This window comes from Paenibacillus protaetiae, from assembly GCF_004135365.1.
In the GTDB taxonomy this organism is placed as follows: Bacteria; Bacillota; Bacilli; order Paenibacillales; family Paenibacillaceae; genus Paenibacillus_AP; species Paenibacillus_AP protaetiae.
On record NZ_CP035492.1, the window covers coordinates 631,872 to 647,042 of the forward strand.

Below are 15,171 nucleotides of genomic sequence, written 5' to 3' on the forward strand. Positions count from 1 at the left end.
AGGAGTGATACGGATGGAAGCAAGATTATTGTTGGAGGACGGCACGTTGTTTACGGGTCTCTCGTTTGGAGCGGAAACCGAAACGATGGGCGAAGTCGTTTTTAATACAGGCATTACCGGTTATCAAGAAGTAATTTCGGACCCGTCTTACTGCGGGCAAATCGTTACGATGACTTATCCGCTGGTTGGCAACTACGGCATCGCGCGCGACGATTTCGAATCGATTCGTCCTTATATTCACGGTTTTGTTGTTCGCCGCCACGAACCGGTGCCAAGCAACTGGCGCGCCCAATACACGCTGGACCGCCTGCTGAAGGAATACGGCATTCCGGGCATCAGCGATATCGACACACGCATGCTGACTCGCAAGCTGCGCCATTTTGGCACGATGAAAGGCATTCTGACGACGGGCAAAGAACGGATCGAAGAGCTGCAGGAACGCCTGTCGCTGACGACGCTGATGACCGATCAAGTTGCCCGCACCTCGACCAAATCGGCTTTCTCGAGCCCAGGCGAAGGCGAGCGTATCGTGCTTGTCGACTTCGGCGCAAAAAGCGGCATTCTGCGCGAGCTGACGAAACGTGGCTGCGACGTTGTCGTTGTGCCTCATGACACAACGGCGGACGAAATCCGCCGCCTGGCTCCGGACGGCATTCAATTGTCCAACGGCCCTGGCGACCCGAAAGACGTTCCTTACGCGGTCAAAATGATTTCCGAGCTGCTCGGCGAATTCCCGATCTTCGGCATTTGCCTTGGCCACCAGCTGTTTGCCCTTGCTTGCGGCGCAGATACGTCCAAGCTGAAATTCGGCCATCGGGCGGAAACCATCCGGTCAAAGAACTGGAAAGCGGCCGCTGCTACATTACATCGCAAAACCATGGCTACACGGTGCTTGACGAATCCGTGGCCAACACAGACCTGATTGTTACGCATATCAATAACAACGATAAAACCATCGAAGGTTTGAAGCATAAGCAATATCCGGCTTTCTCGGTGCAGTATCACCCGGAAGCGGCGCCTGGCCCGTTTGATTCCAGCTACCTATTCGATCAATTCCTGGATATGATCCGCGAACATAAAAGCCAAAACCCACAAAAGCCTCGTCAAGCTATACTTGCGGAGACGTTGAAAGGAGAGCTTCTGTATGCCCAAAAATAAAGAGCTGAAAAAAATTCTCGTTATCGGTTCCGGCCCGATCGTTATCGGCCAAGCGGCCGAGTTTGACTACGCCGGCACACAAGCTTGCCAAGCGTTAAAAGAAGAAGGTTATGAAGTTGTTCTGATTAACAGCAACCCGGCTACGATTATGACCGACACGAACATGGCCGACAAAGTGTATATCGAGCCGATTACCCTTGAGTTTGTAACGCAAATTATCCGTCAGGAGCGTCCTGACGGCCTGCTGCCGACACTGGGCGGCCAAACCGGCCTGAACATGGCCGTTGAGCTTGCGAAAGCGGGCGTGCTGGAGCGCGAAGGCGTGAAGCTGCTTGGTACGCAGCTGTCGTCCATCGAGCAGGCGGAAGACCGCGACCTGTTCCGCGACCTGATGCGCCGCCTGGATCAGCCGGTGCCGGAAAGCACCATTGTAACAACGGTGGAAGAAGCGGTAGCTTTTGCTAACGAAATCGGCTATCCGATCATCGTTCGTCCGGCTTACACGCTGGGCGGCACTGGCGGCGGCATTTGCGCGAACGAAGAAGAGCTGCTGGAGACGGTTGCTTCCGGTATCCGCTACAGCCCGATCAATCAATGCTTGATCGAGAAATCGATCGCCGGCATGAAGGAAGTTGAATATGAAGTAATGCGCGACGCCAACGATAACTGTATCGTGGTGTGCAATATGGAAAACTTCGACCCGGTTGGCGTTCATACCGGCGACAGTATCGTCGTAGCGCCAAGCCAAACGTTGTCCGACCGCGAATATCAAATGCTTCGCTCGGCATCGCTCAAAATTATCCGCGCGCTGAATATCGAAGGCGGCTGCAACGTGCAGTATGCGCTTGATCCGTTCAGCTTCCAATATTATGTCATCGAAGTAAATCCGCGCGTAAGCCGCTCCTCTGCGCTTGCATCCAAAGCAACCGGTTATCCGATTGCGAAGATGGCGGCCAAAATCGCAGTTGGCTACACGCTGGACGAACTCGTTAACCCGGTTACAGGCCAAACGTATGCATGCTTCGAGCCTACGCTCGACTACATCGTATCGAAAATCCCGCGTTGGCCGTTCGATAAGTTCGTGAACGCCAACCGCAAGCTGGGCACGCAAATGAAAGCAACCGGCGAAGTTATGGCGATTGGCCGCACGTTCGAGGAATCGATCCATAAAGCAGTTCGCTCGCTGGAAATCGGCGTTCACCGCCTGCATTTGAAAGAAGCGCACAAGCTGGATGACGAAACGCTGCGCACCCGCCTGGTGAAGCCGGACGACGAGCGTATGTTCCTGATCGCAGAAGCGTTCCGCCGCGGCTACACGCTGCAAGAGATTCAAGACCTGACAAAGGTTGACTGGTGGTTCCTGGATAAAATCGAAGGCATCGTAGCGTTTGAAGATAAAATCCGCAAAGAAACGGCGTTGTCGAAAGAAACGCTGTATGCGGCAAAACGGAAAGGCTTCTCGGACCGTTCCATTGCGGAACTGCGCCGCGAAGGCAATCCGAAAGGCAGCAATACGGACGAGCATGAAGTGCGCGCGACGCGTCTTGAACTCGGCATCAAGCCGGTTTACAAAATGGTTGACACATGTGCTGCCGAGTTTGAAGCAACAACGCCTTACTACTACTCGACTTATGAAGTCGAAAACGAAGTAACCGAAACTAACAAGCAAAAAGTGCTTGTGCTTGGTTCCGGCCCGATTCGGATCGGCCAAGGCATCGAGTTCGACTATTCGACTGTGCATGCGGTTTGGGCGATTCAAAAAGCGGGTTACGAAGCGGTGATTATTAACAACAACCCGGAAACCGTATCGACGGACTTCAGCACGTCCGACCGCCTGTACTTCGAGCCGCTTTTCTTCGAAGATGTAATGAACGTCATCGAGCAGGAGAAACCAATCGGCGTTATCGTTCAGTTCGGCGGCCAAACGGCGATCAACCTGGCTGCGCCGCTGGTCAAAGCCGGCGTTCGCATCCTCGGTTCGAGCCTGGAAAGCATCGACGCTGCGGAAGACCGCAAAAAATTCGAAGCGCTGCTTCGCAAGCTTGACATCGCTCAGCCGCAAGGCAGCACGGTAACAAGCGTTGACGAAGCGGTTGAAACGGCGCAAAGCCTTGGCTATCCGGTACTGGTGCGTCCTTCGTACGTCCTTGGCGGACGCGCGATGGAAATTGTATACTCCGATCAAGAGCTGCTGAGCTACATGGAAGTAGCGGTTAAAATCAATCCGGAGCATCCGGTCCTGATCGACCGTTACATGCTGGGCAAAGAAGCTGAAGTTGACGCGATTTGCGACGGCGAAACGGTTCTTATCCCAGGCATCATGGAGCATGTGGAACGCGCAGGCGTTCACTCCGGCGACTCGATCGCGGTATATCCGCCGCAATCGCTGTCGGAGGACATCAAAGCGCAAATCGTCGACATCACGGTTAAAATCGCAAAAGAGCTGAAAGTTATCGGCCTTGTGAATATCCAGTTCGTTATTCATAACGATAACGTATATGTTATCGAAGTGAACCCGCGTTCGTCCCGTACAGTTCCGTTCCTGAGCAAAGTAACGAATCTGCCGATGGCGAACCTGGCAACCAAAGCGATTATGGGCACGAAGCTTGCCGATCTTGGCTATGAAGACGGCCTGTGGCCGGAAGATGACTTCGTATCGGTGAAAGTGCCGGTATTCTCCTTCGCGAAGCTGCGCCGCGTTGACCCGACGCTGACGCCGGAAATGAAATCGACGGGCGAAGTAATGGGCCGCGATCAGCAATATGCCAAAGCACTGTATAAAGGGCTTGTAGGCGCAGGCATGAAAATTCCGCAGCAAGGCGCAATTATTGCGACTGTAGCTGACAAGGATAAAGAAGAAGCGACGGAACTGCTCCGCGGATTCTACCAGCTCGGCTACAAAATTCTCGCAACCGGCGGCACGGCAACAGCTCTTGAAGCGGCCGGCATTAAAGTCGAACGCGTCAACAAGCTGAGCGAAGGTTCGCCTAACATTCTGGACATGATCCGTGAAGGCAAAGCGCATTTTGTAGTGAACACGCTCACCAAAGGCAAAACGCCGGAGCGCGACGGCTTCCGTATTCGCCGCGAAGCGGTTGAGAACGGCGTCGTGTGCATGACCTCGCTGGATACGGTCCGCGCACTGCTTCGGATGATTGAGACGATTAACTTCGCGTCCCGTCCGATGCCGGTTTTGCAAAAATAAATGATTGAGCACGGTCAAACGATTCGTTCCCGGTACAGCGCCTTAGCGGCGCTTGCCGGTGGACGGCGGTTGGCCGTTTATTATGAGAGGAGCGGGAGCAATGTTAACCAAAGATCAGGCAGCCGGCCGGATTATGGTCGCTTTGGATTATCCGGATGCGGGTTCCGCGGACAAGCTGCTGCGCGAGCTGGAAGGCATCCCTTGTTATATGAAGGTTGGCATGCAGCTGTTTTACGCCGCTGGCCCTTCTTTTGTGGACAGCTTGAAACGGCAGGGCTACCGGGTTTTCCTCGATGTGAAAATGCATGATATTCCGAATACCGTCAAAGGCGGCGCGAACAGCATTACAAAGCTGGGCGTCGATATGTTTAACGTTCATGCCGCAGGCGGGTCGGCGATGATGAAGGCGGCGCTTGAAGGCGTGGAGGCTGCTGTTGCAGGCGGCGCCGAACGCCCTGCGGTTATCGCCGTAACCCAGCTGACCAGCACAAGCCAGGAAGTGCTGAACGGCGAGATCGGCATCGCAGGAACGGTGGAGCAAGCGGTGCTCCGCTATGCCAAACTTGCCCAAGAGGCCGGGCTTCATGGCGTAGTGGCTTCGCCAATTGAGGTCGAAGCCATTAAAGCGGCGTGCGGCGCTTCGTTCCAGACAGTGACGCCGGGCATTCGCCCAAGCTGGGCAGCCGTTAATGACCAGTCGCGCATTATGACGCCAAGCGATGCACTGGCGCAAGGTACGGACTATATGGTAATTGGCCGTCCGATTACGGCAGCACCGTCGCCAAGAGAAGCGCTTGAAAAGATCATTGAGGAGATGACTACGCATGAGTAACGTAACATTACAAGAACTTCCGCAGCTGATTGCATCCAAGCTGCTTGAGATCGGAGCGGTAGCGCTTCGCCCGAACGAACCGTTTACCTGGACCTCCGGTTTAAAATCGCCGATTTATTGCGATAACCGCCTGACGATGGCTTATCCAGAAATTCGCGATGCGATTGCCGAAGGGTTCGCGGCGGTTATCCGCGAGCGTTACCCGGACGCCGAAGTGATTGCCGGAACGGCAACGGCGGGCATTCCGCATGCGGCATGGGTAGCGCAAAAGCTGAATTTGCCGATGGCTTACATCCGCGACAAAGCAAAAGGCCACGGCAAGCAAAACCAAATTGAAGGCCGTATCGCACCCGGCCAAAAGGTCGTTGTGATCGAGGACCTGATCTCGACAGGCGGAAGCTCGCTGAAAGCCGCTTTGGCCGTTCGCGAAGCCGGTGCGGAAGTAAGCGCCGTCCTGGCGATTTTCTCGTATCAGTTTACCCAAGCGGTCAATGCGTTTGCAGAAGCGGATATGCCGCTTGAGACGTTGTCCAACTACACGGAACTGATCCAGGCGGCTGTTAAAGCAGGCGCCGTCGCGGAAGCAGACGTGGCCGCTTTGCAAAGCTGGAGAGAAGACCCGCAATCGTACGGCAAATAACCTGAGCCTCGCAAATAACGATAAGCGCATCATGCAGCTTCTGGCATGGTGCGCTTTTTTGTGCAAAATTTATTGGATTTTGTCGAAAATCCATGTAGAGAACCCGCTCGTATACCGATATATAGGGTACAACCTAAGTGAAAACCATGTGCAGGAGAGGCGGGCTATATTTGTTTAGAATGAGTTTGAGATGGTGGCTGAGTTTGCTGGTAGGAATTCCGATTGTAATGTATGCATTTTCAAGCTTTTATTTGCTGAGCGTGCAATCAGACAATGTGAACAAAATGAAGACCAGTATATATGACATCTCCTATCAGGTCGATACGTTAGTATTAAACGCAGACCGTGATATGTATCAGGCGCTTGTTGCGTATTCCAACCTGGCAGCCGGGCAGTTTAACGGCAGCTCCAAAGAGCAGGAATTAAAAAATTTGAACGACAACCTGAAGGAAACGGAAGACCGCATGATGGGGGTCACTCAAATTGTAAACACGCAGCAGCTGCTGGATATGAAAGCGGAGAACGGCAAAAAGGTGAGCGAGCTGCTTGCCGATTTTAACGAGCAGTATAATGCGTGGTCCGATATGATTCAAAAAACGGTTCAAACCGGCCGCTTCGAAATAAGCGCCGACATGAAGCAAAAATTTGAAGCTGGCCGCGCATCGCTTGATGCGCTTGGCAATATGACGGACAATTACGCAGATTCGCAAATTAACGATATCCAGGGCAATGTCGATACGACTGAAAAATCGATTTATGTTTCAATCGTAGTGATATCGGTGGTACTGATCGGATTGGCTATTGCTGTGCTGGTTCCGATATTAAGGACGATTCGTAAGGTGGTCATGAAGACGGTCCGGTTGGCGGATGGAGATTTGACTGTTGAAGCGGACAGCAAGTACCGCCGCAACGAGCTTGGCGATATGGCCAAGGCGCTGGACCGGATGATCAGCTCTATACGCGGGCTTGTTGGCGGCATTGCAGCAACCGCGGAAGTCGTGTCGCAATCCGCGTCCCAGATGCAAACCGCATCGCATAAGTCTGCCGAAGGCGCGGAGCATATTGCGGCCAGCGCTAAAGAAGTATCGCAAGGCTCGCGCGTACAGGCGAATGCAGCCGGCGAAACCGCAAAAGCGATTGAAGAGATGACGGTTGGCATCGGGCGGATTGCCGAAAACACGCTTTCGATTGCAGACCATTCGACACTTACATCGGAGCAGGTAGAAGAAAGCCATACCGCGGTTATGAATATTTCGGTGCAGATGGGCCGTGTACGGGAAGAAATCGATCAGCTGACGCAAATTATTCAATCGCTGGAGCTTCGCTCCGAGCAAATTGCCGCCATTGCGGAAAGTATTACGGCATTTGCCAACCAGACGAATATTTTGTCCCTTAACGCTTCCATTGAAGCAGCCAGAGCCGGCGAGCATGGCAAAGGGTTTGCTGTAGTAGCGGAAGAAATCCGGAAGCTGGCTTCCAGTTCGCTTCAATCCGTGGACGGCATCGGGGAACTTGTAAGCGAAACGAAACAGGAGATCAGCCAGGTGTCGGGTTCGATGGACCGGACATCGGCCGCATTCCAGCAAGGCAGCGTGCTTGTCCAGGACTTGCGGTCAAGGCTTGACGCCATCGTCCAATCCATGCAGCTTATGACGGAACAGCTGCAGGAGAACTCGGCGATAACCGAGCAAATGTCGGCCAGCTCGGAGGAAGTAAGTGCAGCTATGGAGCAGTCGGCTTCCGCCGGCGTAAGCAATTTGGCATTGACTGAACAGGTAACGCACGAAACGGACGAGCAGATTAAGCTGCTTGAACGCATTTCGGAAGGAAGCAGCCGTCTGAACGAAGTCGTTGCAGAGCTGACTGAACAGCTTAACCAATTTAAATTGAAATAAAACGGTATTGTAAACCCCTGCCATCTTTACGGATGGCAGGGGTTTTTTATATGCCAAGAAAGAGGTTCACGGCAAATTATTTTTTTTCAAAAATATTGTAATTGTACGTAACTTTTCCGGAACGTACCGCGTCTAGGGGATGTAGATGAGAATTATGAGATGGATGCTGTCACGGCAAGTGCATCGTATGCTTCCGAATTCTTATCCAGTTGAACAATTGCGATAATTGGGGAACAGAGAGATTAGGGACGAAAGGAGAGGGACAAGGCGTGAAGTCACAGGCAGTTCTGAAGGAGGAGGGTAATGAAAGCGTTGACCGGCCGCTGCTGGAAGTTCGGGGCGTGGAGCGGACGTTCCAGGTCGGAGGCGCGCCGCTTCATGTGCTGAAGTCGATCCGTATGGAGCTGCAGCCCAATCAGCTCGTTATGCTGCGCGGGCGTTCCGGCTCAGGCAAAACAACGCTTCTCAATTGCTTGGGCGGGCTGGATACGCCGTCCAAAGGCGAAATCTGGTTTAACGGACTGCCTTTTCACCGAATGAGCGATCACGAGCGAACGCTGGTGCGGCGGAATGAAATCGGCTTTATTTTTCAGGCCTATGCACTTATGCCGCTGCTGTCCGCCCGTGAGAATGTCGAGCTGTCGATGCGGATGGCAGGTATCAAAAAATCGCTCTGGAAGGAGCGCGTGGAGTATTGCCTGTCGCTTGTCGGCCTGGAAAAGCGGATGCATCACCGTCCGTTTGAGCTTTCCGGCGGCGAGCAGCAGCGCGTGGCGATTGCGAAGGCCATTGCTCACCGGCCCAAAATGCTGCTTGCGGATGAACCTACAGCTGAGCTGGATTCCGCAATGTCAGCGCAAATTATGGCGGTCTTTCAAAATATTATTCGAACCGAACAAGTGACCATTTGCATGACTACACATGATCCTACAATTTTGGAGGTTGCCGACCATGTATACGAAATGGTGGACGGGAAGTTTTTATAAAGGGGCGGCAGCGGCCATTCTTTGCGCTTCGCTGCTGTTCATGAGCGCCTGCTCGCTTCTCCCGGATGAAGCGGAAGAGGAGGTGCTGCCTTCCATCGCACCGCCTCAAATATCCAAAAAACCCGAATACGAGGTAACGACGGCTACGCTGGAGACGAAAGTGCAGGTTGTAGGCAAGCTGCTGTCGACGAAGGAAGAGCCGCTTTATTTTCCAATCGGCAACAAAAATTTAAAGACGCTTTATGTCAAAAGCGGCGATACGGTAACGGCCGGACAGCCGATCGGCGAGCTGGATGTAGACGATTTGCAAAAGCAGCTGAAGTCGCAGCAGCTGGACTTCCGCAAGGAAGAGCTGTCGATGAAGGAAACGCTCCGCAATAAGGATACGATGGACCCGATTGAATTCGAGGAGTTGTCCATCGCATTTGAAGAGAAACGGCAAGCGATCGCCGATCTGCAGGAAGAAATCGGTAAAGCGCAGCTTGTTGCGCCTTTTGCCGGAACGATTATGGATTTGAACGTGCAAAAGGGTGATTTGATTACGGCCTATAAGCAAATCGGGGTGCTGGCCGATACAGCCGCACTTATTCCGGCAGCGAAGCTGACGAAGGACCAGCTGTCCAAAGTGGCGGTTGGCATGCCTGTTGTTGCAAATATCAACAGTGTGGGCGAACTGAAAGGCACCGTCAAGGTGCTTCCGCTGTCCAGCGGCTCCGATTCCGGCAACAACGGGGAACAAAATTTGGACCGGCCTGAAGACTACATGCAGGTGGAACTGAAAGATATGCCCAAAGGGCTGACCCGCGGCATGCCGATTTCGATCAGCATTATCATTAACCGGAAAGAAAACGCCGTCGTTATCCCGCCTTCCACGCTTCGGACGATCGGGTCGAGGACATATGTGCAAGTCGTCGATGACAGCGGTAAACGCGAGGTGGACGTAGAGGTCGGCCAGCAGACATCCACGCAAATTGAAATTTTGCAGGGGCTGACGCCGGGGCAGAAAGTGGTAGGTCGTTAGCCTATGGGGATCCCGCTCTTTCGATTTCTGTTCCGTAAAATGTGGAATACCCGCTGGCTGACCATCAGCACGCTTATGGGACTTATTATTGCAGTTGCTTTTGCGACAAGCATCCCGATGTATGCGGACGGCGCCTTGAAGCGGGTGGTCACGGAATCGCTGAAGGAAAAAAGCGAAGGCATGCCGGCAGGTTCGCTCCTGATGCGCTATCAAGCGCCGGGCGGCGCCAAAACCGATTTGAAAGCACTGGATAGCGTCGACCAGTATATTCGGGAAGGCGTTCCCGCCGCCATTGGTTTTCCAAGCGGAACCTATGTCCGCAACTATTCCATCCGCAGCGCGGATGTTGTGCCGGAAGATTCCTCGAAGGTGGATGCCAGCCGCAGCCGGCAGCTGACGATTACGAGTATGACCGGTCTGCAGGATAAGGTGGAGCTGACGCAGGGCAAATGGTATTCCGAGACGGCCGGCAGCGACGGCACGCTGGAGGCGGTGCTGCTTGAAGAGGCGATGTACCGCAACGACATCCATATCGGCGATGTCTATGAATATCCCGTATACGGCGGTTTAAACTTGACGCTGCGCGTCAAAATCGTAGGCGCCTATAAGCCGCTGAACGATACCGATCCTTATTGGTATCAAGGGCTCGAGTCGATGATGGGCGCCGTTCAAATCGGCGACAAGGCGTTTAACCAGACGCTGCTGGAACAGCAGCATGTGCCGATCCAGAACGCCGGCTGGTATTACGTCTTTGATCTGTCGGACATTCATACCAGCGAGCTTACCCCGCTTGGCCGGACGCTGGAGCGGCTTAATATCGAGCTGTATCAGCGGCTGAAAGATACCCGGATTGAAATATCGTTTGCGAATACATTGAAGGAATTCCGCTCGCAAAGCGTGCAGCTGCAGACGATGCTGTTTATGCTGGCGGCGCCGATGCTGGCGATGGTGTTTTATTTTATCGCAATGAACGCCCGGCAGGCGCTTGATAAGCAGCGAAGCGACATTGCCGTGCTGCGGAGCCGGGGAGCGGGCACACGGCAAATTATATGGATATATTTGCTGGAAGGGCTGCTGCTTGGCATTATCGCGCTGCTGACCGGGCCGTTTCTCGGCTGGTTTATGGCGAAAAGCATCGGTTCGGCGAACGGTTTCCTGTCGTTCGTGAACCGGAAGTCGATTCCGATCGGCTTCGGAACCGAAGCGATCATAGCCGGCGCAGCGGCCGTGCTGCTGGCCATTCTGGCCACATTAATTCCAGCCGTGCTGTATGCCCGTTCCTCTATCGTCAGCTACAAGCGGGACCTCGCCCGTTCCGACCGGGGACCGTTATGGCAGCGCTGGTTTCTTGACATCGTGCTGCTGGGCATCGCGGGTTACGGGTGGTATTTGTTTAACGAAAGGCAAATGCTGACGTTCCAGACCGGGATGACAACGGATCAGCTCAACGTGCAGCCGTTTCTGTTTTTTGTACCGGCGATATCCATTTTTGCGATCGGGTTGTTCTGCTTGCGGTTGTTCCCGTGGCTGCTCAAGCTGTTTAACTGGCTCGGGCGCAAGTTTTTGCCGGTGCCGCTTTATTTAACGCTGACGCAGCTGTCCCGTTCGTCCAAAGGATATTATCCGCTTATGATTTTGCTCATTTTGACGCTGGGGCTTGGCGTGTATAATGCTTCCGCTGCCCGGACGATCGATTTGAACTCCGAGGAGCGCACGCTGTACAAATACGGATCGGACGTCATCGTGCAGACCGTATGGGAAGGCACGGCGGAGTTTACGGGCAACAGCGGAGGAGCCGGCGGTGGAGCAGGCGGAGGTGGCGGCGGGAACGGCGGCGGTCAGCAGGCTGCACCGACCAAAATTTTGTACAATGAGCCGCCATTCGAAATTTTTCGCGGCCTGGAAGGCGTTGAAGCCGCTGCCCGGGTGCTTCAGGCAAAAGCAAGCATTGTCGTATCGAACCGTTCCATTGGCCAAGGTACCGTCATGGGCATTGATAACGTTGATTTTGCCACTGTCGGCTGGTTTCGGGAAGACCTGTTCCCGGTCCACCAAAACTATTATTTGCGCAATATGGGGCTGTATGAAGAAGCAGCGCTTATTCCGACGAGCGTAGCGGAGAAATATCAGCTGAAGCTGGGGGATACGATATCGGCCGGATTCCCCGACGGCAAAATCGACTTTGTCATCGTGGGCATATTGCCGTATTGGCCCAGCCAATATCCGGAGCAGTCGCCGTTTATTATCGCGAATCTCGATTATATTTTTGACCAGCTCCCGCTTATGCCGTACGAGGTATGGCTCAAGATGAAGGATGGCGCCAAGGTCGCTCCGATCCTGGAGAAGCTGAGCGACAGCCACATTGCTGTCGCCTCCGTCAAGGATGTGCGCAACGAGCTCATTACGCAGGCGAAGCTGCCGACCAGAGGCGGCATATTCGGCATATTGAGCTTAGGGTTCCTCGTTTCTGTTATCGTCACGCTCGTTGGTTATGTGCTGTATTGGTTTTTCAACTTGTCGGGACGGGTTGTGCAGTTTGGGGTGCTGCGGGCCATGGGGCTTTCACGCGGCCAGCTGACCGGCATGCTGCTGCTGGAGCAGCTGCTGACGGCCGGCTTGTCAATCGGGCTGGGCATTGTTATCGGCAAGGTAACCAGCCTGCTGTTCCTTCCGTTCCTGCAAACCGCCGAGAACGTCACCGATACGGTGCCGCCGTTCCGCGTCGTCTTTAACTCGCAGGATATGCTGCAGCTGTATGGTGTGGTGGGCTTCATGATCGCGTTCGGCGCGATTCTGCTCTTCGTGCATATACGCCGGCTGCGTGTCCATCAAGCGGTCAAAATGGGAGAGGAGCGGTAACGTTGATCGAATGCGAAGGGCTTGTCAAAATTTACAAAACAGACGATCTCGAGGTCGTTGCCCTGCAAGGACTGAACTTGACGGTGGAGGACGGCGAGCTGATGGCCATTATCGGCAACAGCGGCAGCGGCAAATCTACTTTGCTGAATATATTAGGCGGCCTGGACCGCCCCTCCGCCGGGCAAGTGAAGGTAGGACCGTGGGATTTGCTCAAAATTACCGAAGAGCAGCTTGTCCAGTATAAGCGCGATACGGTAGGCTTCATCTGGCAAAACAATGCGCGCAACCTGCTTCCTTATTTATCGGCGCTGGAAAACGTCGAAATGCCGATGATGCTGTCCGGCAAATCGGATCGTGCTTACGCCAAGCAGCTGCTGGAATGGGTGGGCCTGAAAGAGCGGATGCACAACAAGCTCCATCAGCTGTCCGGCGGAGAGCAGCAGCGTGTTGCGATTGCGATTTCGCTTGCGAACCGGCCGAAGCTGCTTCTCGCTGATGAGCCTACCGGCTCGGTGGATACGGCGACATCCGATATGATTATGGGCATCTTCCGGCGGCTGAACAAAGAGATTGGCGTAACAATCGTCATTGTTACCCACGACTTGACGCTGGCGGGAAAGGTCGACCGCGTTGTAGCGATCCGCGACGGCTTGACGAGCACAGAGTTTATTAAGCGCAATCCGAATATGCTGTCCGGTGAAGAAGCGGTGCAGCTGGCCGACAAGTCGAAGGGGCTGCAGTCCACGGTGCATGAAGCCTATGTTGTGGTAGACCGAGTAGGCCGGCTGCAGGTACCAAAAGAATATTTAACCGCACTGCAAATTAAAGACAAAGCATCGATGGAATTTGACGGTGAGCGGATTATTATTACGCCGCCGAAATCATTGGGGGCTGAAGATGGAGAAGGGGAAACAGTTGGGCAAATGGGCGGCGGCGCTTGTATCGGTGACGCTGTTGGCAGGCGTATTATCGGCTTGCAGCGGCGGCAACGACAGCTCGGCGGAGAAGCGGGTGCTGCGCATCGGCGTTCTTTACGGCAGCGCAGACAATGAGTCCTACACGCGCCAGCAGTATACCGACACGTATGAATATACGCATAAAAATATCGACATCGAAATCGTATCGGCCATTGACTACAACGATACGCGGTTTGAAACACCCGATCCGAACGGCGTAGTAAAGCAGCCGGATCCGTATGAGGAAATGACCAAAATGCTGACCGGAGACAATCCGGTGGACGTTATTATTTTCGGTTACGACTATTTGAAGCGGTTAACGCAGGATAATATGCTTAAGCAGCTTGATCCGCTGATCGCCCAAGATAAATTCGATATTGCCGATTATGTGCCGACGGTAATCGACGGCATCAAGACGGCCGGAGACAATAACATTTATGCGCTGACGCCGTCGTTCAGCTCCTCTGCGCTTTATTACAACAAATCGATGTTTACCGAAGCTGGCGTAGATTTCCCAACGGACGGCATGACCTGGGATCAAGTGTTTGACCTGGCCCGCCTTGTCAGCAAAGGGGACGGAGAAGAGCGCCAATTCGGCTTGACAATGAACCGCTGGGGTTCCGATGCTTATTCCGATCTGATGACGTACAGCGCTCCGCTTGGCTTGAAGAAATGGGACGACAAGCTGGAAAAGATGACGGTTAACGAGCCGGGCTGGCAGGCGGTATGGGAGAAAATCGCCGGCATTTACAAGGACCATATTTCTCCGACTCAGGAAGATATGCAGGCGTTCTATAATAAGCTGAACCAGCCTAACGGCGACGGCAGCTATTATTACAACCCGATTGGCAATGATTTATTCCTGAACGGGCGTGTTGCGATGACCATCGGGGAATACAACTATACGAATGAGATCAAAACTACTATGGACAACGCCAGCAAAATTAAAGACTTTAAGCCGTTTGAATGGGATGTCGTAACGCCTCCGACCCATGCGGAAGCGCCTGGTGTCGGCAACGTGTACTTGAGCGATCTGATGGGCATTAATGCCAATGCGCAAAATGCCGACGACGCTTGGGATTTCATCAAGTTCACGAACAGCAAGGAATGGGCGGAGCTGAAATCCCGCAGCATGACAGAACTGTCGGCCCGTCAAGAATTCATTAAACCGCGCGACGGCCTCAACTTTAACATTAAAGCCTTTACGACACTGAAGCCGATTCCGCCGCAATCCGTGGATCTGAACAAACAGTATATGGAGAACCCTCGTCTGTATGAAGCGGAGCAGCCGGCATATAACCTGTTCCAAGAAGTGCTGCAGGGCACGAAGACTGTGCCGGAAGCTCTGGCCGCATGGGAAACGGAAGGCAATAAAATATTGACCGATATTAAAAACAACCCGACTGGCAGCGGCGTAGGCATCGCAAAGCCGGGTATCCGTTATTAATTCGGCAGGCGTTTAACCGCCGCCAGTCGATGATAAGCTGGAAAGCTGAATAGGAGCAAAGAAGCTGCCCGCTGTGCGCTGTAAGCCGCGCTACATGCGGCTTCTTTGCTTTTTTGGCGCGAAAACAGAAATAGGTTAGCCGCAGCTGCCGATCTCGAATGGTTCTTTCCTT

General features: G+C 53.6%; 8 protein-coding genes and 2 pseudogenes. All 10 read left to right on the top strand.

What is annotated here, in order from left to right; all coding sequences use genetic code 11:
* The first annotated feature begins 13 nt into the window (after nt 1–13).
* The 10 genes and pseudogenes from carA to ET464_RS02690 all read left to right on the top strand — a co-directional run bounded on the left by carA (nt 14) and on the right by ET464_RS02690 (nt 14,999).
* Nucleotides 14–1,158: pseudogene (gene carA, locus ET464_RS02645) on the top strand (glutamine-hydrolyzing carbamoyl-phosphate synthase small subunit).
* Nucleotides 1,145–4,363 (top strand): carbamoyl-phosphate synthase large subunit, encoded by a 3,219-nt coding sequence (carB, locus tag ET464_RS02650; RefSeq protein WP_129438016.1) that lies wholly within the window; start codon nt 1,145–1,147, stop codon nt 4,361–4,363. Before carA ends, carB begins: the two are co-directional and overlap by 14 nt.
* Before the next feature lie 100 nt (nt 4,364–4,463).
* Complete coding sequence (pyrF, locus tag ET464_RS02655) at nt 4,464–5,195, top strand: orotidine-5'-phosphate decarboxylase (protein WP_129438018.1); 732 nt, start codon at nt 4,464–4,466, stop codon at nt 5,193–5,195.
* Nucleotides 5,188–5,835, top strand: a complete 648-nt coding sequence (gene pyrE / locus ET464_RS02660; protein WP_129438019.1) for an orotate phosphoribosyltransferase — start codon at nt 5,188–5,190, stop codon at nt 5,833–5,835. The genes pyrF and pyrE overlap by 8 nt, the downstream gene beginning before the upstream one ends.
* 227 nt (nt 5,836–6,062) lie before the next feature.
* On the top strand, nt 6,063–7,730 hold the full coding sequence (locus ET464_RS02665; protein WP_165279874.1) for a methyl-accepting chemotaxis protein: 1,668 nt from the start codon (nt 6,063–6,065) through the stop codon (nt 7,728–7,730).
* A 269-nt stretch (nt 7,731–7,999) separates the two neighbouring features.
* Nucleotides 8,000–8,716, top strand: a complete 717-nt coding sequence (locus tag ET464_RS02670) for an ABC transporter ATP-binding protein (RefSeq protein ID WP_244226642.1) — start codon at nt 8,000–8,002, stop codon at nt 8,714–8,716.
* Entirely contained in the window at nt 8,682–9,737 is a 1,056-nt protein-coding gene (locus ET464_RS02675; protein ID WP_129438025.1) for an efflux RND transporter periplasmic adaptor subunit, read from the top strand. Before ET464_RS02670 ends, ET464_RS02675 begins: the two co-directional genes overlap by 35 nt.
* 3 nt (nt 9,738–9,740) lie before the next feature.
* Nucleotides 9,741–12,596 carry an ABC transporter permease gene (locus ET464_RS02680; protein ID WP_129438027.1) on the top strand — a complete coding sequence of 952 codons (2,856 nt, stop codon included), beginning with the start codon at nt 9,741–9,743 and terminating at the stop codon, nt 12,594–12,596.
* Nucleotides 12,597–12,598: 2 nt separating this feature from the next.
* Nucleotides 12,599–13,483, top strand: a pseudogene (locus tag ET464_RS02685) (ABC transporter ATP-binding protein); the annotation flags it as partial.
* Nucleotides 13,484–13,493: 10 nt separating this feature from the next.
* Nucleotides 13,494–14,999, top strand: a complete 1,506-nt coding sequence (locus tag ET464_RS02690; protein WP_129438029.1) for an ABC transporter substrate-binding protein — start codon at nt 13,494–13,496, stop codon at nt 14,997–14,999.
* Nucleotides 15,000–15,171 lie beyond the last annotated feature (172 nt).

What these genes read in the sequence shown, in the direction of transcription:
- carB (WP_129438016.1), top strand. Translation starts at nt 1,145, where the DNA reads ATGCCCAAAAATAAAGAGCTGAAAAAAATTCTCGTTATCGGTTCCGGC.
- pyrF (WP_129438018.1), top strand. Translation starts at nt 4,464, where the DNA reads ATGTTAACCAAAGATCAGGCAGCCGGCCGGATTATGGTCGCTTTGGAT.
- pyrE (WP_129438019.1), top strand. Translation starts at nt 5,188, where the DNA reads ATGAGTAACGTAACATTACAAGAACTTCCGCAGCTGATTGCATCCAAG.
- ET464_RS02665 (WP_165279874.1), top strand. Translation starts at nt 6,063, where the DNA reads ATGTATGCATTTTCAAGCTTTTATTTGCTGAGCGTGCAATCAGACAAT.
- ET464_RS02675 (WP_129438025.1), top strand. Translation starts at nt 8,682, where the DNA reads ATGTATACGAAATGGTGGACGGGAAGTTTTTATAAAGGGGCGGCAGCG.
- ET464_RS02680 (WP_129438027.1), top strand. Translation starts at nt 9,741, where the DNA reads ATGGGGATCCCGCTCTTTCGATTTCTGTTCCGTAAAATGTGGAATACC.
- ET464_RS02690 (WP_129438029.1), top strand. Translation starts at nt 13,494, where the DNA reads ATGGAGAAGGGGAAACAGTTGGGCAAATGGGCGGCGGCGCTTGTATCG.